Annotated in this window: 18 protein-coding genes; 9 read left to right on the forward strand and 9 right to left on the reverse strand. The window is 43.8% G+C overall.

What is annotated here, in order from left to right; translation table 11 throughout:
• Positions 1-16: 16 nt before the first annotated feature.
• The 3 genes from EYS08_RS26625 (at position 17) to EYS08_RS06695 (ending at position 2,333) form a co-directional block, all read left to right on the forward strand.
• The gene (locus EYS08_RS26625) at positions 17-178 is read left to right on the forward strand and encodes a cation transporting ATPase C-terminal domain-containing protein (protein ID WP_208745802.1); all 162 of its coding nucleotides are present in this window, start codon (positions 17-19) and stop codon (positions 176-178) included.
• 256 nt (positions 179-434) lie between these two features.
• A complete protein-coding gene (locus tag EYS08_RS06690) occupies positions 435-1,319 on the forward strand; it encodes a universal stress protein (protein ID WP_131029278.1) in 885 nt (294 codons plus the stop codon).
• 174 nt (positions 1,320-1,493) lie between these two features.
• Positions 1,494-2,333: a universal stress protein gene (locus EYS08_RS06695; RefSeq protein WP_131029279.1), complete on the forward strand. Its 840-nt coding sequence runs from the start codon at positions 1,494-1,496 to the stop codon at positions 2,331-2,333.
• A gap of 271 nt (positions 2,334-2,604) precedes the next feature.
• On the opposite strand, the gene EYS08_RS06700 is transcribed toward EYS08_RS06695, so the two are convergent.
• Together EYS08_RS06700 and EYS08_RS06705 are read right to left on the reverse strand one after the other, a co-directional pair.
• Positions 2,605-2,751, reverse strand: a complete 147-nt coding sequence (locus EYS08_RS06700) for a pyridoxamine 5'-phosphate oxidase family protein (RefSeq protein ID WP_131029280.1) — start codon at positions 2,749-2,751, stop codon at positions 2,605-2,607.
• A 62-nt stretch (positions 2,752-2,813) separates the two neighbouring features.
• Positions 2,814-3,650, reverse strand: coding sequence for a universal stress protein (locus EYS08_RS06705; protein ID WP_131029281.1), 837 nt, complete (start codon positions 3,648-3,650; stop codon positions 2,814-2,816).
• A 325-nt stretch (positions 3,651-3,975) separates the two neighbouring features.
• On the opposite strand from EYS08_RS06705, the gene EYS08_RS06710 reads away from it, so the two are divergent.
• Both EYS08_RS06710 and EYS08_RS06715 read left to right on the forward strand, forming a co-directional pair.
• The gene (locus EYS08_RS06710; RefSeq protein ID WP_131029282.1) at positions 3,976-4,383 is read left to right on the forward strand and encodes an Hsp20/alpha crystallin family protein; all 408 of its coding nucleotides are present in this window, start codon (positions 3,976-3,978) and stop codon (positions 4,381-4,383) included.
• A gap of 145 nt (positions 4,384-4,528) precedes the next feature.
• Complete coding sequence (locus EYS08_RS06715) at positions 4,529-5,047, forward strand: sigma-70 family RNA polymerase sigma factor (protein WP_131029283.1); 519 nt, start codon at positions 4,529-4,531, stop codon at positions 5,045-5,047.
• A gap of 377 nt (positions 5,048-5,424) precedes the next feature.
• Here EYS08_RS06715 and EYS08_RS06720 read toward each other — a convergent pair whose 3' ends face one another.
• The 3 genes from EYS08_RS06720 to EYS08_RS06730 all read right to left on the reverse strand — a co-directional run bounded on the left by EYS08_RS06720 (position 5,425) and on the right by EYS08_RS06730 (position 9,336).
• Positions 5,425-6,483, reverse strand: a complete 1,059-nt coding sequence (locus tag EYS08_RS06720; RefSeq protein WP_131029284.1) for a response regulator — start codon at positions 6,481-6,483, stop codon at positions 5,425-5,427.
• Positions 6,480-8,132: a sensor histidine kinase gene (locus EYS08_RS06725; RefSeq protein ID WP_165456393.1), complete on the reverse strand. Its 1,653-nt coding sequence runs from the start codon at positions 8,130-8,132 to the stop codon at positions 6,480-6,482. Before EYS08_RS06725 ends, EYS08_RS06720 begins: the two co-directional genes overlap by 4 nt.
• A 343-nt stretch (positions 8,133-8,475) precedes the next feature.
• Positions 8,476-9,336: a universal stress protein gene (locus EYS08_RS06730; RefSeq protein WP_131029286.1), complete on the reverse strand. Its 861-nt coding sequence runs from the start codon at positions 9,334-9,336 to the stop codon at positions 8,476-8,478.
• A gap of 174 nt (positions 9,337-9,510) precedes the next feature.
• On the opposite strand from EYS08_RS06730, the gene EYS08_RS06735 reads away from it, so the two are divergent.
• A complete protein-coding gene (locus tag EYS08_RS06735; protein ID WP_131029287.1) occupies positions 9,511-10,422 on the forward strand; it encodes a universal stress protein in 912 nt (303 codons plus the stop codon).
• A gap of 328 nt (positions 10,423-10,750) precedes the next feature.
• Here the strand turns inward: EYS08_RS06735 and EYS08_RS06740 are convergent, their stop codons facing one another.
• The gene (locus tag EYS08_RS06740; protein WP_131029288.1) at positions 10,751-11,782 is read right to left on the reverse strand and encodes a glycoside hydrolase family 130 protein; all 1,032 of its coding nucleotides are present in this window, start codon (positions 11,780-11,782) and stop codon (positions 10,751-10,753) included.
• Positions 11,779-12,159, reverse strand: coding sequence for a universal stress protein (locus EYS08_RS06745; protein ID WP_131029289.1), 381 nt, complete (start codon positions 12,157-12,159; stop codon positions 11,779-11,781). The genes EYS08_RS06740 and EYS08_RS06745 overlap by 4 nt, the downstream gene beginning before the upstream one ends.
• A 359-nt stretch (positions 12,160-12,518) precedes the next feature.
• Between EYS08_RS06745 and EYS08_RS06750 the strand changes: the two genes are divergently transcribed.
• Entirely contained in the window at positions 12,519-13,391 is an 873-nt protein-coding gene (locus EYS08_RS06750) for a universal stress protein (protein WP_131029290.1), read from the forward strand.
• 128 nt (positions 13,392-13,519) lie between these two features.
• Here EYS08_RS06750 and EYS08_RS06755 read toward each other — a convergent pair whose 3' ends face one another.
• Complete coding sequence (locus EYS08_RS06755) at positions 13,520-15,928, reverse strand: phosphoketolase family protein (protein ID WP_244215874.1); 2,409 nt, start codon at positions 15,926-15,928, stop codon at positions 13,520-13,522.
• 26 nt (positions 15,929-15,954) lie between these two features.
• Positions 15,955-17,418, reverse strand: coding sequence for an MBL fold metallo-hydrolase RNA specificity domain-containing protein (locus tag EYS08_RS06760; protein WP_131029291.1), 1,464 nt, complete (start codon positions 17,416-17,418; stop codon positions 15,955-15,957).
• A 317-nt stretch (positions 17,419-17,735) separates the two neighbouring features.
• Here EYS08_RS06760 and EYS08_RS06765 point away from each other — a divergent pair, with 317 nt between their 5' ends.
• Positions 17,736-17,939, forward strand: a complete 204-nt coding sequence (locus EYS08_RS06765) for a YgaP family membrane protein (RefSeq protein WP_131029292.1) — start codon at positions 17,736-17,738, stop codon at positions 17,937-17,939.
• A 194-nt stretch (positions 17,940-18,133) separates the two neighbouring features.
• Positions 18,134-18,853 carry an LOG family protein gene (locus EYS08_RS06770; RefSeq protein ID WP_131029293.1) on the forward strand — a complete coding sequence of 240 codons (720 nt, stop codon included), beginning with the start codon at positions 18,134-18,136 and terminating at the stop codon, positions 18,851-18,853.
• The last annotated feature ends 81 nt before the right edge of the window (positions 18,854-18,934 follow it).

Consider the following 18,934-nt stretch of genomic DNA (forward strand, 5'->3'; position numbering starts at 1 on the left):
CCTTATATCATCAGTAGTGGCCGTTTTACTCTTTCAGTTCCTTATAACCTATTTACCATTTCTGCAGACCGTTTTTCATACCCAGTCGCTAAGCCTGATGGAATTTTTAACTGTCGGGGTGTTGTCCACTGTCGTTTTTCTCGCAGTGGAGATCGAAAAGGCTGTAAAAAACAGATGAAACCGTGTTGTGCCTGGATGTCATGAGCTCTCCAAGAGTAAGCTGTAATCTGGTGGACTTTTTCACTCCTGGGCGGAACACCATGACCCGCACCCTTGTTGAATATGAGCCCGGTCATGCGCGCTTGAGACCTTAGCCCACGGAGCTGAACCAAACATACTCCCCAAGATCATTATCAGGAATGATATTGCTCATTTCTTTAATACTCCGATGCAGGTAGTTTTACTCGTAAAAAAAGTAAATTAATATAATCCCAATGAAAGATATTCTTTTTCTCACTGATCTCAGCAAAGATGATACACATATTTACACCATGGCGGTAAATATGTGCAGCCAGACCGGCTGCAATTTACAGGTATTAAACCTATACAATGGCGTACCTTATGTTCCCTCACTTGATGCCGGATCTTATCAAGCCAAATGGTATAGCGATGCGTATGATGATCACCGAGAGGCCTTTAAAGAGTTGATTGAAAAAATCGAACAGGTTTCCGCATCGCTACCGGGAAACGCCCGCCGTCCTCAAATCAGTTCGGTGTTAACTGAAGGGGATCTTGGAATTCTGGTAGAAGAATACACCATCGGTAAAGATATTGCTCTTGTGATGATGGGAGCAGGGCAGTCCGGAGTACTTTCGCACATTCTCTTTGGGGATGCAGTGCGTGCAGTTATTCAAGCTTCAAGCGTTCCGGTGCTGATTCTAAACCCGGGTAGCCAGAGCATAAAAGTAAATACGAAAGTTATATTCGCAACCGATTTTAATGAGAATGATCTTGCTGCCTGCAGTTATCTTTCCTTTCTTGGGGAACGGCTTGGATTTTCCATAGAAGTTGTACACGTGAAAAGCGAGCGCGGCATCCACCCTGAAGAAATAGCGCGTGAACAAAGGTTTGTTGATGAGATGAAGCTTTTGGGTAAAAAAAACCTGACCTACAGGCATTTAATGGGGGGTAAGATATTTGGTATGCTGGAGCAATGGAGCGAAATTCTAGAAGCGGGCTGGATTGCCCTTTCCGAGCACCATAGACCTATATTTGTTTCCATTTTTAAAAAGAATACTTTAAAGACCGCCATCTCAGCACAAAAAAAGCCGCTATTGATTTTTCCGGAAAAATTTCAAAAAGATGAACATTTCTTTTAAACAGTAAATGACTGTTTAAAATTACGCTTTTTTATTTTGGGCATTGTCAAAGGCTTGTGCTAAAAGAAGGCTAATATGTTCCGTTTTTTATCGTAAAGTATCATTACCAGGCATGACAGCGGTCATTACTTTTCATTTTTGCGGAGTCTATCTTTAATTAAAAATATAAAAACAATGAAAAGAATTACTGCTGTTTTTGATGGTTTGGACTTTGCAAGATCGACTATGGACTTCGCTATCGGGTACTGTAAGAAATCGGACGCACATCTGGTGGGTATTTTTCCGGAATCTTTTCTTTATCACGAGTATGATTTTGCTGAGCTGCTTGGAAAAAACGGCATTTCTGCTGTAAAGATCAGACATGCCGTTGCTAAGGAGGCCGAAAAAAGGGCCAGGTCACGAAAGCTGTTTGCCGATGGATGCAAAAAGGCAAAGATAAGTTATTCCATTAGCCACCCCGAGGGTATTACTATTGATGAGGTGCTAAAGGAAAGTACTTTCGCCGATCTGATCCTCATCGCTAAAGGCGAAAGGTTCAGCACCATAGGGACACAGTTGCCCTCAACTTTTACCAGACAATTGCTTTCAGATTCCAGGTGCCCCGTACTCCTCCTTAATGAACGCACCGAAAGTCCCAGCCACGTTGTACTTCTCTACGACGGCAAACCCGGGTCGGTATATGCCATCAAATTGTTTTTTTCGCTTTTCGACGCAGAGGAGGATACATCCACAGAAGTTCTGTATGTTACAAGTTCCGATTCGAAGTCGGAAATTCCAGATTTTGAAAAAATAAAAGCCCTGGTGGAATGCCATCGCCCGGGTGCAATCTATACCTGCATATCCGGGCCCGAGAAGCAGTCAGCCATTGATTACGTGCAGGGACTTGGGCCGGGGGCGTTGACTGTGGCCGGCGCGTATGGCAGGGGAAGTACATCCCGTTGGTTTATTCCAAGTATAGCAGACGGTCTGATTACCCAATGCAAATGTTCGCTGCTGGTTGCGCACAACCGTTAAAGGGAGATGATGCCTCAATGATTCGGAAGATCTGCCACATGGTAAGACACTTTAATATGAAAAACTCAGGATACTTATTTTTTACCGGGGCTGAAAAAGGCTGAGTACGCACTTTTAATGCTTCCATGCAATTGCTCTTTTCCTCCATGTCCGAAATCTCCTCAAAAAGTCCCCATGTAATCACGCGTTGCCAATTGAAAATGTTTGTGATCTGGTGAACCTGAAAGCATACCTCAGGGGTTTTTGTACATGATGGAAATCTTTTTTACATCTACATTATGTGTAAGATTTTCTCTCCATCTAAATAATAGTTTATCGGAACAATATACGGAACGCCGTCATTACTGCATGCAATTCTGCCCGTAATCTGACTGCTCAAAAGGTTTTCGATCTGTCGATCGTTTAGTTCTCCTAACATCGTGTTTTGACTTTCTAGGTAAATAACATCTTCTCAATAAGGTTTTCAGTATACAGCCAACATTATTCATGTTTGGCAAAAACCAATAAAGGCACCTTTGCATAGAATGAATACTGTTCTGCATTGGAGGGAAACAGGAGTTTGTCAAATCCAGAGCGGTCGTGATGAGAGAAAAGTGCAAGAATGGAGTTATGCCCTTTGTTTATGGTCTGATGGATATCTGCTATTACCGACCTTTCTATGTTGCGTTTAACCGGGATGAATGTTATTGGATAACTATATTTTTCTCTCATCCTTAACTCAAGCTCTTCAGGGTTGCTCATGCCTTCAAACGGTAGACTCATATACATCATCTGGATTTCTGCACCAAGGGGAGATGCAAAATCAACCAAATGTGGAAGCTCACGCTCAATATTCTGAAGGTCTGTTGCATAGATGATATTTTTTATCTTCCTGTGGCGGTATTTACTGGGCACTACGATCACCGGGATTTTGGAACTGGCCAATAGTCTGCTGGTATGGGTTCCGAAAAGTTTTTTTACCATGCCTGCTCCGCGGGTAGCAATCAGAATATACTCGAATTTCTCTGCCTGGGCATAATCAATTAAGGCATCAACCACCTCCGTTGAATTAAGCACCACAGATTTGAACCTGAAAGGTTCGAGATCGATGGAACGGCAGATTGCAGAAACAAAGGCGCTGAGTTCTCCGGTGAGCTTATCCATGCTCTTTTTTAAAAACTTGCTGTAAGCCTCCTGTGTCCAGCTAAAAGGTTTGGGTATATGATTTACCTGCACCACACTTAAGGCACAGCCTTTAAGTTTGGCCAATCGCAGTGCCATGCGTACAGCTGATTTTGAATTATCAGATAAATCGGTGGTTACCATAATTTTTTTCATCTTTTTCCCCTGGTTTTTAACGCAGCTTTTTTCTCTTCTCTAAAGCTATCCCAGATCACTATCAATTTCAGTAGTTTATCCCTATATTTTTATGATTTTTATCACCTCTGGCAATGATCTTGATCTGAAGGCTTAAAAGAGATGATGTTTTGCAGTAGATAAGATAATGGGTTTTTCATCGGATTATAGGATGGGCATCCTTTTAATTGCCGTTGTTGAAAAATGCCCACAGGCAGCATAATAACCGGTGAGCAAACTCATAGCAGATAATGACGGGTATCAATTAAACCCTGTTTAAGACAGGTTAACTTTATAAAAAAAAGTTATGTCAGTTACAGAAAATTTAAACAAAAAAGAGATAAGCTCCATGGTACAGGATTTTTGGGATCCTGAATTCTTTGATGAGCCTAATGAGCCAAAGAAGGCCGTAAATGTTATAGAAAGGGATACCAAATTCAAAATTGAGGTGCTCGCGCCCGGGTTTCGAAAAAAAGATTTCTCTGTAAAGGTTGAAGATGGAGTACTCAATATCCTTGCCGAGCATGAAACGGGCAATGAGGAAAATTATTTGAGAAGAGAATTCTCACGCACTTCGTTCTGCGGGGCGTTCAGCCTTCCTGAAAATGTTTCTCCAGAACATATAAGCGCCAAATACAGGGATGGTATTCTCTCGTTGACACTTAGAAAGACTGGTAAGCTCTCTTCGGAAAAAAAGCAGGTGAAGATTTCCTGAACAGACGATGAATTTAAGCCGGGTTTTAGGATAGGGTAATCCCTTGACGCCGGCTTATATTTAATCATTCACATCATTGAAGCGCATGAGTGAAATCATCGAGGAAACAAATTGTTTTTTTGATTTTGGCATTAAAATGTAAAACATGGAAAAGCCGATTAATTCTTTTACCGAACGTAAATCCTTTGAAGAACTGCTGCTGGCAGAAGTCAAAATCTTAAAAAGTATGGCCAGTCATTTTGTCAATGAGAAAGACGAAATGGAGGATCTGGTTCAGGATACCCTGCTCAAGGCATTGCGTTTCTATGAGAAGTTTAGTATGGACACCGATATTCGCAAATGGCTGTATACCATCATGAGGAACACCTTTATTAACAGGGTCAACAGAACTTCAAGAGTGATGGAACACCATACGCAGATTGAAATAGCCTCCAGAAATAGCTGTTCGGTAAGCACTGTCTTCTCAAAATTGATCTCCGATGATGTTCATCGGGTGATCAACAGTTTTCCTTATCCCATCAGGCAGGCGATAACGATGTATAATGAAGGTTATAAATACCGTGAAATTTCCCAGGCAACTGCCCAGCCCATCGGAACGGTAAAAACCAGGATCAGAACCGCACGCCTGGTTCTTGGAAAGAAATTTTCCCCCACCGCCCATTGAATTTGTAGACCCGCGGATTTTGATTCCCTGTCCTTTCATCTCCCTGATGAGTATCATCCGCTTCACTGAGCAGGGTTCTTGAAGGCTTGGGATGTAATTGCGCTCTTTGGTTATTCAAACTAAATAGTACACTTTATATTAAAAGTTATGAAAACAGACAATTAGATTCAAAAAGATGTTCTCGGTGAACTCAAGTGAGAACCTCTGTTAATTCAGCCGAAATTGGTGTTTCGGTGAAAGATGGTATCGTGACATTATCAGGGGGAGGTAGATTGCTATTCTAAAAAAATTGCTGCAGCAAAAAGGATTTCCGGTGTTAAGGCAATAGCTGAAGATATTTAGGCCGGTTTGGCCTAGATTTATCGTGGAACCGAAGATCAGTTGTGCATGTTTCTTAATTTATCGATCTGTTCTATATGGATGACACTATCGGTAATGCGGATGAGCCGTTCATCCTTGAACTCGCCAAGCATTCTGATCATGGACTCTTTGGCAACCCCTGCAATAGCGGCCAGATTTTCCCTTGTCAGGTCAATTTCAAAGGTTTGCTGCTGTTGAGGATTGTATTTTTCGTAAAGGGTGACGAGTGTATCTGCAACCTTTTTGCGGAGGGAGTTATATGCCGTAGCCAGTAAGTGTTCTTCACGTTCAATCAGATTTTTTGCAAGAACGGAAATGAATTTTTTCATCACCTGTGGGTTACTGCCCATCAGTTGCTCAAACTCCGCACGGGGAATCACAGCAAGCTCGGTATCTTCTAAAGCCTCCGCAGATTCGCGGTAATTTCTGCCTTCAAGCAAAGGCAGATATCCAAAAAAATCGCCTTGGTTATAAAGCCCCATGATGAGTTCTTTTCCTTCCTGGTTTCGTTTGTAAGTCTTGACTTTTCCTTTGCTCAGGTAAAATAACTTGGAAGGGAGGTTTCCTTCAGTATAAATAATCTGTTTTTTCTTGTACTGGTTCTGGCTGCGGTTTTCTTTGAGTAAATCAAGATGGTCTTTTCCATCGTTAAGCATGATAAGCCTGTCCATGCCGTTTATCCCCGGGGCAATTTCTTCCTTTAGGGAAGCCGCTTTGCGCAACCGCCCGTCTATGGCATTGATTACATCGGTCCCGTCGAAAGGTTTTATGATATAATCATCTGCGCCCATTTCCATGCCCTTTCTCACCTCAGTACGTTCAGACTTGGCTGTAAGGAAGATAAAGGGGATGTTGGCAGTTGCCTGGTTTTTTTGAAGCATAAGCAGCACACCATAGCCATCCAGAACGGGCATCATGATATCGCAAAGTACCAGGTCCGGCCGTTGCTGAAGGGCGATTTCTACACCTTGCTTTCCGTTTTCGGCCTGATCGACTTTATAGTTGGCCAGCTCAAGGATCTCTGAAAGGTTCTCCCTGATGTCCCGGTTGTCCTCGATAACTAAAATCCGTTTCATAATTCAGTTTGTTTTGTTTTTACAAATTCAATAGTAAATTCCGTTCCCGATCCAAGTTCACTTTTACAGGAAATTTTTCCGCCCATTAACCCCACATATCTGGAGACAATATGCAGGCCCAGTCCTGTTCCCTGGATATTGTTGGCATTGCTTGCACGAAAAAACCTTTCAAAGAGATGATGCATATCCTGCGTAGGAATGCCCAATCCTTTGTCACTGATTTTTATCGTTACCTGATTTTGGTCAACTGAACTGCATATATGAATGTGGCTGTTTTCAGGGGAAAACTTGATGGCATTGGAAAGCAGATTGATGATAATGTGCTTGAGCATGACCTGATCTAAATACACGCGGGTTTCTCCCTGATGAGAAAACTGGATAATATGACCTTTCTTTTTCAGTGTTTCTATTTCTGTAATAACGTTTTTGATATGATCCGTTAGCTCAAAAGTGCTGTAATGCGGTTCGGCTTTGTTTTCCTCAATTTTCTCAAGGGATAGGAAATCGTTTAATATATCGGTTAAAGACTGTACTGTAGCGGCTATCCGGTTCACGTGGCTTTGCCGCTTTTCCTGCTGATTTTCTGTGGTATATTTTGATATCAGATAGGCAGAAGAGAGTATAGTACTCAAAGGGGTCCGGAATTCATGGGAGGCCATTGAGACAAACCTCGACTTGAACTCACTCATCTCTCTTTCCTTTTTCAGGCTCTGGAGAATTTTTTCCTCAACTTTCTTCCGTTCAGAAATGTTCATCGCAATCCCCAGATAGCCTTCGGTATCCCCGGTTGGTGTATGCATCGCTGTAATGGTAAGTGATGCCGGAAAACGGCTTCCGTCCTTTCTCAGGCATTCAATTTCCCGTTCATTCGCCAATCCGAGATCAGTTTTTATTTTTAGTGCCTCAAAGTTGGCAGCAACAGTTAACTTAAGTGATTTTTTAAGTTCGACCGCGCTTTGCTTAAGTGTTTCAGCAGGATGAAAAACTGAGGGGCTAAGCTTATCGATGATTTCTTCGGCAACATAGCCCAGCTCTCGTTCGGCAGCAGGATTGAACATCTTTATCGTTCCGCCCGAATCGGTAACATATAGGATAACCTCTGCATGACCCCAAATACTCCGCAAAAAAGTGTTTGCCCTATTGAGCTCTACATCCTTTAGCTCGGTTTCGGTGATAAGCTCTGCCAATTGTTTTATCGTGCTTGTCAGTGAGCGTGTCCTGCTTAAAACCTTGGCCTCCAGCTGCTCGTTTAAGACTTTAAGCTCCAGCTCCGCTTTTTTTCTTGCCGAGATATCACTTATAAAACCGATGACAAATTTTCCCTGATCTGTTTGATAACTGCTCAGGCTAACCTCTACAGGAAATTCCGTTCCATCTTTTCTAAGTCCAAAAAGATCAAGTCCCAGCCCCATCGGCCGCGACCGCGGGTGTTTGATATAGCCATTAACATGCTGCTGGTGTTTATCTGCAAACCTGCTTGGAATAAGATCTTCAATCGGCTTTCCGCTAAGTTCCAACGGGCTATAACCAAATTGTTTTTCTAAAAATGGATTGGTTATCACAATTTGGCCCCTGTCATCAGCAACGATAATACCCATAGAGGCATTATCAAACAAGGGATCGAAACCAATTCCCGTGGTTTTGTTCATCTTTTGGTTGAAAGACATATTAGCCTACTTCATAAATATACAACAATTAATCATCGGTATTTTCCTGAGGTGTACATTGCCCGCTCATGAGCAGCTTTTATTCAACTGAGGAGTACAGATAGCTAAAATTGTATCTTTTTTTACACTTATTAATGACCGGTGTCATATGGGGCAATGATGGTAGTCACATTATTTTTAAAAGGAATTTGATTTAATCAGACTACTACTAGCTCTTTGTTTGTTTTTCCCGGCACGGATGAAGCAATGATTTTATCGGCTTCGAAATTGCAAGGGCTGGATCAAGCTAGCGGGTTTAAAACTGTTCCGATACTCCTGCACCTGGCTACTGCTGGCATGCAGGCTTCCAAAGCTCGGGTAAGACCAGTATGGCTCCGTGGTGCTTTTTAATAATTGCACGGCATTGAGAAGAATGGAAAATCTCATGAAGCAACCCATGGGTCCTGTTGACAAGGAGTAAAAGATTATCTTTCGATGGAGGAAACATCCGGTTGATTTCACTGGCGATGGCATTGGATTTTAGAAGATGAAAGGGGATATCGCTGAATTTATCTTTCTGCAAAACGCGCTGAAAAGATGTTATACGGTCCTCTTCATCAAAATCAGCAACTAGCCCGCGGCTTTCCATTACGTAACTGAGTGAAAGGCTGGCCTTGAACGCTTTGCGGATCTTCTCAATGGATTCAAGCAGAGCGATGTCCTTTTCATTGAGGTCGGAAGCGAAGTTTATCCTGCACTTATCTGGAAGGAATTCACTGGAAGATAATATAAGCAGTGGGCAATCGCTGTTTCGCATGGCAATATGGATATGGTTTGCAAAAAGAAAATTACTTTTATGCCTTTTGTGCCTGCCCATCACCGCCAGTATTAGTTTTTCGCCCTGCTGAATGTCGTAAAGTACCTCAGATATCGGGCCTATGGTGTTTATCGTGTGAATTCTGATGTACTGTTGACGAGTTTTCATTTGTTTTAAAAGCCTTTCCTTTTCTTTTTCAAGCGAAATTTTAGCCTTCTCCTCCATTTCCTTATAGTCCATTTTTAAAGGTTCAGCGAGAATAATCTGGGGCAGGTGATAGCTGTGCAGCAGCAGGAGCTCAGCCCCGAAATGTTCAGCAATGCCTAGAGCGGTTTGAGCTGCATTTTTAGCGGCCCTGGAAAAATCGGTCATGACCAGTATTGTTTTCATCTTGCTAAGCTAGGGGGCGAAATTTGATTTATTGATGATAATGGTCATCTCCGGTAATAATCCTGTCCATTGACTTTTGTTGATTTATTTTCAGTATCATCGGTACCGCTGATTTCCCTCACCTGCTTCCAGCCTTGGTTTTATCAGATTTATATCTTCAAAATAGATCTGGTTATGAGGTATAAAATATTGATTGCGACAGATTTTTCCAGGGCAGCAGCTTCTGCTGCAGATTATGCCCTACGGATGGGCTGCTCATGCGGAATGAACCTGGCCATAGTACACATCTACTCCGTCGCTTTACCAATGGTAGCAGACGGGACTATGATTTCGCAGGACAGCTTATATGACCTTGCCGAAAAGGATTCATTGGGGAGATTGTCTGCACTCGCGGCAAAACTTAACCTGGAGGCAAACCAGTTGTGCGCTGATGGCTTCAAGCCGTCCATCGAGGTTTTCTCAACAATCGGTGTTCCTGCCGCCGGGATAAAATCCTTTTTCAACCAGAAGGATATGGGTATGATTGTTATGGGCATCAAGCCTGAGGAAAGATATTTGGGAACTTTGCCCGGAAGTACGATCCGTAAGCTGATCAAATGGGCCAGTGTGCCTGTGCTGCTTGTTCCCATGGATTTTCCCCCTGTACCACTCCGGCAGATTGTTTTCGCTACTGACTTTGGGGATAGTGAAATCACAGCGCTCAATTTTTTAGCTGAAATTGCATCTGCTTATCATTCAGATCTGCTTATTTTTCATAACAGGCTATCCGCTGAGAAGGGACGAAAGTTTTTGCAGAAAGAGAAAAAATTTCTGGACAAGGTAGCCCAGGCAATTGATTACCCTAAGATTTTTTATAGGCACAAACAAAAGGATACCCTTGAGGAGGCGCTGGAGGTTTTGGAAAAAAACAGTGAAGCGGATATGCTGGCAATGGTACACAAAAAGCACAGTATGATAGGAGAGCTCTTCGGGGGAGATAAAACCTTAAGAATGATTTCCAGAACCAGGCTACCCCTAATGATCTTTCCCCAGGGTTTCGCTACTAGCCTCTATCCCGCAAGGTTAGACGAAAAGTTGCATAATTAAACTTTCCGGGAATTTTAATCAATTACCGGCAAATGCTTTCTTGTCGGCTGATCAGGGATGACAGAGTTTTTTTGCAGTGATAGGTTGCGAGGTATCGTCTTTGCGAGAAGGCTTTTTCAGCAGACGAAGCAATCTTTATAGCACGATCTTTTAATAGCAGGAAAGATGCTGAAATAAATTTACTGCGTAGCTTTCCGCTGCGCTACAGGTCAGCATGACGATCGCTTTAGGAAAAGAGGTTACAAACACAAATCTATCTTAACAAAGATGTGTGTCCACACGATAGGATTTTTATCCAGAGGCTCAAGATGACAATCATCATACTCCTTTATAGATCACGGAAACGCCTGAGCTCCACGCAAAGACCTTTGAGGTCAATCGAGGCACAGGCGATGCAGGAGTCTGCAGCCCCGTAATAAATGTAGAGTCTTCCCGAAAATACCGCTGCGCCTGAAGGGAAACAGACATCGTTGACCTCGCCATCACGTTCCCAGTTCTTTTCAGGATAAAACAGCGGATAGGGCAGACGGGAGATTTCCCGCTCGGGGTTGTCAAGCTCGAGCAGTGCAGCGCAGGCGCTATATCGATAGCCATCGGGCGTATCACATACCCCATGATAGATCACCAGCCAGCCCCATTCGGTCTCGATCGGTGGGCATCCGCCACCAATATAGCTTACCTCGTGAGCGAACTTCGGACGCAGCAGGATATGCGTTTGAAAGTGTTTCAGGTTATCTTCCCAAAAAGGCTTATCAAAATCCGACAGATTATCCCCACTGGCCAGCTGTATATCCGGTTTTATCCTGTGCATGAGATATAGTTTGCCATTTATCCTTCTTGGAAAGAAAACCAGGTCTTTATCCCAGACCAGAAGAGGCTTGTTGTCCTTGGCAAGGGTCTTGTCATGAGCATACCTGGCATATTTTGGATTCAATACCCCTGATTGTTCCGCAAGCATTCTGAAAGCTGGAAAAACAATTTTGGGGACAATAACGCCATAACGTTCAAAAGTCTCCAGGTCTGAAGATACCGCAACTGCACCAAGTGCATTCATTCCGTCAAAAGCGGTATAACTTAAAAGATATGTGTCATCAATTTTTACCAGCCTGGGATCTTCTATTCCCGCACTTTCTTCTTCGCCTAAAGGAATTAGAAGTGGTGTTTTATCTCTTTGGATGATTTCGAGCGGGCCTTTAAATATACATTTGCCAATCGTTGAGATGCCGGATGCATTAACGGCCCGGTACAGCATCACGATGTTTTCTCCTTCCTGAAGAACTGCAGGGTTAAGTACCGCCCTGGATTCAAAGGGCTTATCTGTAGGGTAGAGCAGAACCCCTTCCTTTTGGATTTCGATCATCGTTTTTCAGATATGGGAATGATGACGAGTGGTTTGCTCGAATTCCGCATCACCTCTTCTGCTACGCTTCCCATCAAAAGATGAGAAAGCCCTTTTCTGCCGTGGGTACCCAAAACAATCATGTCTGCATTCCAGGAGCGGGAAAGTTCGATAATGACCGATGCAGGCCTTCCCCGCTCGATAAAAGTACTCACCGGAATGTTGTAGCCAATGAGATAACACTGGTTGAGCAGCTCCTTATGCTCATAACGCGGACGGAAGCCTACGCGGAAGAACTTGCCGATAAAAGCAGAGAGCTGGCCGGTAGCCTCAAAAAAGTCTGCAATCGAATGCTTAAAAGAAGTTATCAGGTTTTTACTCTTTTTTGGTTTATTCATCTCTCTATACAGGCTATAACCATATTCATAAAGATATCCTGGCGGGGATGCCCGCCCAATGAGCACAATCAGGGGGAGTACTGATCAAAATCACCTCTAATGGCTCGGGCAACAATATTTTTAATTTTCTCGTCTTCCTAAAAAAGTAATCTGTGTGATAAAGGGATCAGCGCTTATTTTTTCTTTCCTGGATGTCTTAAATCATTGTTTTGACCAATCCGGATCATCTTCCTGCATGCTCTTCAGGTATTAACTTTGGAAAAGCCCTGCAAGATAGTCAATCAAGCAATGGAAAATAACTTAACCATCGCAGCTGAACTTAAATGCGGTTTTCACCGAAGCTAAAACAATAAGAAAAAATGAAAAAAATCCTTGTTCCGACCGATTTTTCGGCCCCCGCTGAAAATGCGGCAAAATATGCCATTTCCATGGCGAAGGTGTTAGATGCACGGGTAACTATCGTCAATGCTTTTGTCCTTCCCGTACCTGTTTCTGAAAACGGTTTATGGCCGGTTATAGATACTGCTGATCTTGAAGGGAATATCGGAGGTGAACTCGACCTCATGGTCAAAAAACTACTCGATGACTCCTGCTCAGATGACCCGGGCAGCTGTCCTACGATAGATTACCGTTGCGCTGAAGGCCCGGTAATTTCTGTCATAAAGCAGATTTCCGGACAGATTGATACTGACCTTATCTTAATGGGGCTGTCTGGAGCGGGCGGACTTGTGAACTTCATCTTGGGCAGTAACAGTATGGCCATCATAGAAAAAGGTGATCGCCCCGTACTTCTTATTCCTTTCGGTGCCCGATACCACGGGATAAAGAAAATAGTCTATGCCGGCTCACTCACGCCGCAAGATATAAAGCCATTGGAATACCTCTGTAAGCTTGCATTATGGTTTAAAGCTGAAGTCTGCGTGCTGCATATCATTGAAATGAGAAAGGACCTCAACACTGATATACAATCTATCGGTGAGGATTTTATCGACCAGATAAGAATACTTACAGGTTACAATAAAATCTGCTATGAACCGGTCTGGAACAGCAATATCGATCAGGGGCTCGAATGGATAGCCGAACAGGAAGATATTGACATTGTCTCGATGCTTCATAGGAAGCATAATCTACTCGATAAAATATTCAGCGGAAGCAGAACCAAACGTTTTGCCAGATATACCACCACACCCTTATTGGTATTTCCTCCGGGTTATATTGAAAAAGAAGCGTGATAAAATTAAAATCAACCTTTTCTTTCTGCAGCTTAAAATATTCTTTGAAAACCTGATAGGGATTATTCATAATAACAACGGCAGACAGTTGATGATTTCTACAACTGCCTGCCGCTTTTTTATAAGTGCTATTCACCCCAAAGCCAACCAGCGATTTCGGGCATATCTTTTCCGTATCTTTGTACGTAATGCTTATGCTCAAGGAGTTTATCCTGAAGCTGTTGCTTAAGGTAATCGCCTTTGCTTCCGAGATTTCCCAACCTGTCAATTACCTCGATGACCAGATGGAAGCGGTCAATCTTGTTCTGTACCCTGAGATCAAAGGGGGTTGTTATGGTACCCTCTTCAATGTAGCCCCTAACGTGTAGGTTCCTGTTTGCCCTTTTGTAACTCAGGCGGTGTACCAGCCATGGATAACCGTGAAAGTTGAATATAATGTGTTTATCTAAGGTAAATATGGAATCATAGTCAGCATCGCTAAGTCCGTGCGGATGCTCAAGCTCAGACTGCATTTTCATCAAATCTACTACATTTACCACTCGGACCTTCAATTCCGGAAAGTGTTTTCTAAGAATGGATACTGCTGCAAGCAGCTCCAGTGTTACCGTATCCCCGCAACTCGCCATTACAATATCGGGGCCTGATTGCTGATCATTGCTGGCCCACTGCCATATACCAATGCCTTGTGCACAATGTATTTCTGCCTCCTTTATTCCCAGCCACTGGGGCAGGGGATGCTTACCCGCAACAACGACATTTACGTAGTTTTTGCTGCCAAGGCAATGGTGCATTACACTCAGCAGGCAGTTTGCATCAGGTGGAAGATACAGTCTCACTACGTCTGCTTTCTTACTGGCCACATGGTCCAAAAATCCGGGGTCCTGGTGGGTAAAGCCGTTGTGGTCCTGCTGCCATACATGCGAGGCCAGAAGGTAATTTAGTGAGGCGATATCTCTTCGCCACGGAAGTTCCCGGGTTACCTTCAGCCATTTGGCGTGCTGGCTGAACATCGAATCCACAATCCTGATAAAGGCTTCATAACTGTTGAACATGCCATGCCTGCCCGTGAGCAAATATCCTTCAAGCCAGCCCTGGCACTGGTGCTCACTGAGCTGGGCATCCAGAATGCGCCCGGAAGGGGAGAGAAATTCATCCTCCTCCATAACCTGTGCATCCCACTGGCGGTCGCTTACCTCGAATACCGCACCCAATAGATTTGATAAGGTCTCATCAGGGCCGAATATCCTGAAATTCTTTCCATTAAGTTTGATAACGCCTGATAAATAATTGCCCAATGTTACAGTACCCTGTCCCTGAACGCTGCCCGGGGAAGAGATTTGCAATGCAAAATTCCTAAAATCCGGTAACCTGATTTCCCTGAGCAGCAGCCCTCCGTTGGCATGGGGATTGGCACCCATGCGTTTATCGCCTGTTGGACAGAGTTCTGCCAGTTCAGAAATAAGCCTTCCGTTTTGATCAAAAAGTTCTTCCGCACGGTAGCTTTTCATCCACTGTTCTAAAAGTTCTACATTGCTGGCGTGTGCCTGGTCAACGGGTATGGGGACCTGATGGGAGCGGAAAGTCCCCTCGTTTTTTAATCCCCCTACTGATTTTGGTCCCGTCCATCCTTTTGGCGAGCGAAGGATGATCATTGGCCACAAAGGCCTTTTATCATCTCCTTTTTCTCTGGCATTTTTCTGAAATGTCCTGATCTCGTTGATGGCCTGTTCCATAGCCAATGCCATTTTGCGGTGCATATCCCCAGCTTCAAATCCTTCAACAAAATAGGGTTTCCATCCACAACCGCGGAAGAACTGTTCGAGCTCTTCATGCGGAATGCGTGCAAGTAGGGTTGGATTGCTGATCTTATAACCGTTTAAATGCAGGATGGGCAATACCGCTCCGTCACTTTTCGCATTAAGAAACTTATTGGAATGCCAGGCTGTTGCCAGCGGCCCGGTCTCCGCTTCTCCATCCCCGACAACACATGCGGCGATTAGGTCCGGATTATCGAAAACTGCTCCGAAGGCATGGCTCAGTGAATAGCCAAGCTCTCCGCCCTCGTGTATTGATCCCGGCGTACTTGGCGCAACATGGCTGGAGATGCCTCCGGGAAAGGAGAATTGGGTAAAAAGCTTTTTCATTCCCTGTTCATCCTCACTGATGTCCGGATAAACTTCACTATAACTTCCCTCCAGATAGGTGTTGGCAACAAGTGCAGGTCCGCCATGTCCGGGACCAGATATGTAGATCATGTTTAAATGATGTTTCTTGATCACCCTATTTAGGTGCACGTAGATAAAGTTCTGCCCGGGGGAGGTTCCCCAGTGTCCCACCACCATCGGTTTTACGTGAGACAACTGCAAAGGTGCTTTGAGTAGCGGATTATCATAAAGATAGATTTGTCCGACAGAGAGGTAATTCGCTGCGCGCCAGTACGCATCCATTTTCTCTAAGAGTTCATCACTGAGCACAAAAGTGCTTTGGCTGGTCAGTATTTCCATTTTGTTTTTCTTATTAGTGTACTGTTTTTCCATTTAGCAGTATTTACTTAGCATGCTGCTTATTTAGCTAGTTTACTGGTCTTTTTTTTAGCCAGCGCGTTTAGGATATCGAATAACTTCATTTTTTCGTCCTCCCGGATAATTCGGGCCTCAAAGCCCAGCGTAACCCTTATCTTAACCCTTAGGGATTCCTGGGCCCCGGGTTCTCCGTGTACCAGAAAGACCTGGGTTTCTTTTTTTGACGATGATTTCAGCCATTCAATAAGTTCATGCTGATCGGCATGAGCTGAAAGGTTGTTCAGCGAAACCGTCCTTGCCCGTACCGGAAAATATTGCCCGTCTATGCGTATCTCATGGGTTTTTTCCAGCAGTGCCCGCCCACGGGTACCCTCAGCCTGAAAACCGGAAAGTATAAGGCAGTTACGCTTGTCTCCGGCATAATGTTTTAGGTACTCCAGGATCCTGCCACCGGAGAGCATCCCACTGCCTGCAATGATTATCTTGCTTTTTTTGTTTTTGATGATGCCGATCGTGTTTTCATGTTTCTCATTAATGATAAGCCCTTTCATCATCATCCTGCACTCATTTTCACTCAAGGTACTCCACTCGGGATAACGCAATAAGATTTCGGATGCAGCAGCAGCCATAGGACTGTCCAGATAAACCGGCAGGGACAGCGGGATTTTGCCCGCCTGTTTGAGCAAATATAGAATCCTGATGATTTCCTGCGCTCTGCCTACTGCAAAGCAAGGTATCATCACATTTCCGCCTATTTCAAGGGTGCTGTTGATGGCATCCTCCAGTTCGCTTTCAGCCTCCTGCGTTCCATGGAGCCTGTCCCCATAAGTAGATTCCATAATAATCACATCCGCGGGCGCTCCGTGCTGAGGAGCATCCAAAAAAGCTGAGTGCGTGCGCCCAATATCTCCTGAAAAGAGCACTTTTTTGTCAGATACGGTAAACGTTATGGAACATGCCCCGGGAATATGGCCCGATAGCATGTATTTCATACTCACCTGTTTTGCAATATTGATCTCTACCCCGGGCTCAATAGTTACAAACTGATGCAGGCAACGTTCTACATCGGTCAGCGTGTATAGCGGCTTTGCAGGATGGTGTTTTGAATAGCCATAACGGTTAGCCTTCCACGCATCTTCTTCCTGGATTTTTGCACTATCCCTTAAAATAAGTTCGGTGAGCTCCCGGGTGGGAGCGGTCATGTATATCTTCCCCCTATATCCTGCCCCTACCAGTCTTGGGATATAACCGCAATGATCCAGGTGGGCGTGGGTAAGGCATAAGGCACCAATGCGTTCAATTTCAAAACCTGGCGCTTCCCAGTTTTTTATTCTTAGCGACTTGATCCCCTGGAAAAGTCCACAATCAATGAGAATATCCACATCTGGGGTATAAAGGATATGTTTTGACCCGGTCACGGTCTGTGCCGCACCGAAGGATGCTAGGTAAACGCCAGTAGCATTTTCTGTTGAACCGCCCTGGTCAGATTTGAATCTATGTTGCATTGGCTTAATTTGAGTATACTTCTAAAATTAGCAATACTGGCCAGTTGCTCGGCTGATTAAGATCATTGGTGTTAATGATTAACGTTACCTGAAGTATTCAGTTCTATCCATAACCTTTCTTTGATAGATCAACAATCATCATCACCCATGACCTCGCTCATTTAAGCTTTAAGTATTTTCAGCGAATTTGGCGGTCAGGCGAATAGGGTTTCATATTATTTATTGAAATCTGCTGCAGACCCTGATTTTGCTTATGCGTTAGGCAATAAAATGCCTGCAGTAATCGAAATTGTTTTGTAAAAATTAGGACGATGGAAATGAAAACAAATATAGGTTTATTGGATAGGGCAATAAGGACGCTGCTGGCGCTTGCCATATTGCCCGCATACATCCTTGGTGTTTTTAATGCAAGTGCCGAGTTGGCGCTGATCAGTATTGCAGGTATTCTTTTGTGGACCGGAATCTTCGGGTTTTGCCCCTTGTACATGGCCCTTGACGTCCGGACCAATAGGCACAGGTAGAAAATTTCGGACAAAGATACTTTTATTAAAATCGTAGGCAGTTAAATGATTCTGATTGTGGGAATTAACCACAAAAATATATACCGCTTGTTCTAAAATTTTCTTTCTACACTAATATCCATGATTTCAGGCAGTTCAGAAGATAATTTGCACCGTTTTTAATAGAATTGACAACATATCATTTAACCAAAAACATGAATAGTAAATCAGAGATTGAATTTCTGGAAGGTCCGCATTCCAGAATAAAGGAATTCGTTTTTGTCATCAGAACAATGGTCGATCTGATAAGAGGGTTTAGGGGCCTCCATTTTGTTGGTCCCTGTATTACATTCTTCGGTTCGGCGCGTTTTTCCCAGGATCATCCGCACTACCAATTTGCTAGAAAAGCAGCCACTGTTTTTGCAAAGCTTGGATTTACCATCATGACCGGAGGCGGACCGGGGCTGATGGAGGCCGCGAACCGGGGGGCAAAAGATGTAGGTGGGCGTTCGGTGGGTTGCAATATCTCGCTTTCCAGGGAACAGAAACCCAATATTTATCTGGATAGGTGGGTCAACATGAATCATTTTTTTACCCGTAAAGTGCTCCTTGTAAAGTATTCTTTTGCTTTCGTTGTCCTTCCTGGCGGATATGGGACGCTTGATGAGTGCTTTGAGGCCCTCACGCTGATCCAGACCCGCAAAATCCATGATTTCCCGGTAATCATATTTGGAAAAGAGTTTCACAAAAATCTATTGAGCCATATTGCTGAAATGAGGGAGAATGGGACAATAAGCGAAACTGACCTCAGTCTTTTTCTGATCACCGACGATATTTCTCAGGCCGAGGAGTTCATCAAGCTGCATAGCATCAAAAAATTCGGCCTGCAAAAAGCAAGAAAAATCCGTCCCTTTAGCTGGCTATTTGAGCGTTAGTGATCGATTTTGTATTATAGTGTTGATAATCAGCACACGTAATGATCCAGATCATTATTTATAATGCAGATTCTTGGGAGT

The sequence above is a fragment of the Pedobacter kyonggii genome (assembly GCF_004310665.1).
Lineage (GTDB): Bacteria > Bacteroidota > Bacteroidia > Sphingobacteriales > Sphingobacteriaceae > Pedobacter > Pedobacter kyonggii.

What these genes read in the sequence shown, in the direction of transcription:
- EYS08_RS06690 (WP_131029278.1), top strand. Translation starts at nt 435, where the DNA reads ATGAAAGATATTCTTTTTCTCACTGATCTCAGCAAAGATGATACACAT.
- EYS08_RS06695 (WP_131029279.1), top strand. Translation starts at nt 1,494, where the DNA reads ATGAAAAGAATTACTGCTGTTTTTGATGGTTTGGACTTTGCAAGATCG.
- EYS08_RS06700 (WP_131029280.1), bottom strand. Translation starts at nt 2,751, where the DNA reads ATGTTAGGAGAACTAAACGATCGACAGATCGAAAACCTTTTGAGCAGT.
- EYS08_RS06705 (WP_131029281.1), bottom strand. Translation starts at nt 3,650, where the DNA reads ATGAAAAAAATTATGGTAACCACCGATTTATCTGATAATTCAAAATCA.
- EYS08_RS06710 (WP_131029282.1), top strand. Translation starts at nt 3,976, where the DNA reads ATGTCAGTTACAGAAAATTTAAACAAAAAAGAGATAAGCTCCATGGTA.
- EYS08_RS06715 (WP_131029283.1), top strand. Translation starts at nt 4,529, where the DNA reads ATGGAAAAGCCGATTAATTCTTTTACCGAACGTAAATCCTTTGAAGAA.
- EYS08_RS06720 (WP_131029284.1), bottom strand. Translation starts at nt 6,483, where the DNA reads ATGAAACGGATTTTAGTTATCGAGGACAACCGGGACATCAGGGAGAAC.
- EYS08_RS06725 (WP_165456393.1), bottom strand. Translation starts at nt 8,132, where the DNA reads ATGAACAAAACCACGGGAATTGGTTTCGATCCCTTGTTTGATAATGCC.
- EYS08_RS06730 (WP_131029286.1), bottom strand. Translation starts at nt 9,336, where the DNA reads ATGAAAACAATACTGGTCATGACCGATTTTTCCAGGGCCGCTAAAAAT.
- EYS08_RS06735 (WP_131029287.1), top strand. Translation starts at nt 9,511, where the DNA reads ATGAGGTATAAAATATTGATTGCGACAGATTTTTCCAGGGCAGCAGCT.
- EYS08_RS06740 (WP_131029288.1), bottom strand. Translation starts at nt 11,782, where the DNA reads ATGATCGAAATCCAAAAGGAAGGGGTTCTGCTCTACCCTACAGATAAG.
- EYS08_RS06745 (WP_131029289.1), bottom strand. Translation starts at nt 12,159, where the DNA reads ATGAATAAACCAAAAAAGAGTAAAAACCTGATAACTTCTTTTAAGCAT.
- EYS08_RS06750 (WP_131029290.1), top strand. Translation starts at nt 12,519, where the DNA reads ATGAAAAAAATCCTTGTTCCGACCGATTTTTCGGCCCCCGCTGAAAAT.
- EYS08_RS06755 (WP_244215874.1), bottom strand. Translation starts at nt 15,928, where the DNA reads ATGGAAAAACAGTACACTAATAAGAAAAACAAAATGGAAATACTGACC.
- EYS08_RS06760 (WP_131029291.1), bottom strand. Translation starts at nt 17,418, where the DNA reads ATGCAACATAGATTCAAATCTGACCAGGGCGGTTCAACAGAAAATGCT.
- EYS08_RS06765 (WP_131029292.1), top strand. Translation starts at nt 17,736, where the DNA reads ATGAAAACAAATATAGGTTTATTGGATAGGGCAATAAGGACGCTGCTG.
- EYS08_RS06770 (WP_131029293.1), top strand. Translation starts at nt 18,134, where the DNA reads ATGAATAGTAAATCAGAGATTGAATTTCTGGAAGGTCCGCATTCCAGA.